General features: G+C 62.1%; 3 protein-coding genes and 1 pseudogene. 1 reads left to right on the top strand and 3 read right to left on the bottom strand.

Annotated elements, in window-relative coordinates; translation table 11 throughout:
• A partial coding sequence (locus tag EN984_RS32035) for a trimethylamine methyltransferase family protein (RefSeq protein WP_206517531.1) occupies positions 1-402 on the bottom strand: 402 nt, incomplete at its 3' end.
• A 216-nt stretch (positions 403-618) separates the two neighbouring features.
• Between EN984_RS32035 and EN984_RS32030 the strand changes: the two genes are divergently transcribed.
• Entirely contained in the window at positions 619-1,209 is a 591-nt protein-coding gene (locus EN984_RS32030) for a transglycosylase SLT domain-containing protein (protein WP_127270553.1), read from the top strand.
• A gap of 392 nt (positions 1,210-1,601) precedes the next feature.
• Here EN984_RS32030 and EN984_RS32025 read toward each other — a convergent pair whose 3' ends face one another.
• Together EN984_RS32025 and EN984_RS32020 are read right to left on the bottom strand one after the other, a co-directional pair.
• Complete coding sequence (locus EN984_RS32025; RefSeq protein ID WP_127270554.1) at positions 1,602-1,820, bottom strand: CopG family transcriptional regulator; 219 nt, start codon at positions 1,818-1,820, stop codon at positions 1,602-1,604.
• Between the two features lie 64 nt (positions 1,821-1,884).
• Positions 1,885-2,189 (bottom strand): annotated as a pseudogene (locus tag EN984_RS32020) (peptide ABC transporter ATP-binding protein); the annotation flags it as partial.

The following is a 2,189-nucleotide window of genomic DNA, read 5'->3' as shown; positions in this document are numbered from 1 at the left end:
ATCGTGCACATTCGGCGGCCCGGCAACGAGCGTGAAATTGATGGTGTTGCCGCCCAGATGAACCGCGTTGGCCGGATTGCGCGGCGTCAACACATAGCTGGACTGCGTGGTCTTCAACACGTCTTCGATCAGGCCGCGATCGATGCGGACATTCGCTGAGGCATGATCGACTTCGGCGCCAGCCTTCTCGAACAGCGACAGCGCCCGCGGGCTCATCACCTCGATGCCGAAATTCTCCAATATGTGCATCGACGCCTGATGGATCTGCTCGATCTGGTCGGGCGACAGCATAGCCATTGGCGGATAGGGATTCGTCACCCGCCTGAGCGGCAGTTGCGGGATGGCCGACGGGCCCCTGTTGCTGGTGCGCTCGGCGCCGCGTTTGCGTCTTGGTTCGTTCATGCCCGGCATCAAAGCCCCGGCAAACCGGGCAAGCTGTCGGAAATACGCCGTTTGCGGGCGTGATTTTAGCCACGGCGGCATTTCTGTAATATCTATTTAGAGAAAGCGACGAAATACGTCGGATTACTGACACAAAATCCCCCAAGCGACTGCTCCGACGAAGCGTTAACGAGCGCTGCAAGATTCCCTTTATGATTTCGGCCTATTGCTCTGCCAATGCGTAGCTCGAGTTTTAGTAAAATTGGTGCGGTTTGCGTGCTGCTGGCGCTTTCGGCCTGCGCCACGCCGCCCAGCCACATCAACAATGTCTGTGCCGTCTTCGACCAGAATGACGGCTGGTTCGACAACTGGCAGTCGGCCGCCGAGCGCACACAGCAGAAATACGGCATCCCCGTTCCCGTGCTGATGGCGACGGTCCGCAAGGAATCCGGTTTCAAGAGCAATGCACGGCCGCCACGCACCAAGCTGCTCGGCTTCATTCCGTGGAAGCATGTCTCGTCGGCCACCGGCTTCTCGCAGGCGCTGGACGGCACCTGGTCGCAATATCAGCGCGAGACCGGCAACTGGGCGGCCCGGCGGACGAAATTCGCCGACGCCGTCGACTTTGTCGGCTGGTATCATTCCAAGACCGCAGACACGTATGGCGTTGCCCGCAACGACACCTACAACCTCTATCTCGCCTACTATCTCGGCTGGACCGCCTATGGCCGCGGCAACCGGGGCGATGCCGGCGTCCAGGGCTATGCCCGGGCCACCGACAAGATGGCGCGGGACTATGCGCAGCAACTGAGCGAGTGCGGGAACTGAACTAATTCCGGGCATGAGCATTTCAACCACCCGCTGATGGACGGCATGCCTTGCCGACTAGCGGCAAACGCTCATCGCTTCGTCATCCACGGGCGGAGCAAGGAGCGCAGCGACGCAGCGCAGACCCCTGGAGCTGCTCCGCAGCCCAAGGGATCCATGCCGCGACTTCAAATCGCCGCCGCGGGCAGAAATTGTGCTCCGCTGCGCCCTCGGCTGAGGTCGCGGCATGGATCCCAGGGTCTCCGCGACGGAGCTTCGCTCCTGCTACGCCCTAGGATGACGAAGTTTGGGGAGGCTCCAGCCAATCCCGAATGCCAGCGATGGTCCACCGAGGGAAGACATCTTGCTGCCGACAGATCCCCAACCCTGCCAGATCCTCTGTTCCAGCGCGGCTAGTCGCGAAGCGCATTGACCGTTTCGAGATCGACCATCGGCCCGCCGGGCCGCGACGAAAGCAAGGGAATGCCGTTGCGCTCCCCGCCCGCCTGCGGCGGACGCAGCGAACGGCGAACCAGATCGGAAATGACTTCGCCCACACTGCGATCCTGCTGCCGCGCCATAGCTTTGGCGGCAAGAAGGACATCGTCATCGATTGCAAGTGTCGTTCTCACAATTCGCCCTCCCTCCAAGCATCAAACATCACATGGCGCAGCAAATGAAATTGCGTGATGCAGGTCAGTTCGGTTTCCTGGGCTTGCCCGGCTTTGGAGAACGGCCGGTTTCCGAAACCTCGTCGCGGACCTCGTGACGGCGGGCTTTCGAAACGGCTTCGGCCTCCTCGGCAGCCTGCCCCACCGCATCGGCTGCCGCGCTGCCCGTCTTGCCGCGCGGACGCTTCGGCGGCGTGCCGGCAAAACCGGGGCCGTCGCCGTGCGGCGCGTCATCCGGCACGCCTTCGTGCGCGGCGTGTTCCTTGTCGAACTTGATCACCGGCTCCATCTTGGCCAGCACGTCGTCGGAGAGCCAGCACAGGCTCATAT

The organism is Mesorhizobium sp. M7A.F.Ca.CA.004.12.1.1, assembly GCF_003997835.1.
Classification (GTDB): Bacteria; Pseudomonadota; Alphaproteobacteria; order Rhizobiales; family Rhizobiaceae; genus Mesorhizobium.
Note: the sequence above shows the minus strand (reverse complement) of the source record. Positions and strands in the feature narration are given on the sequence as shown.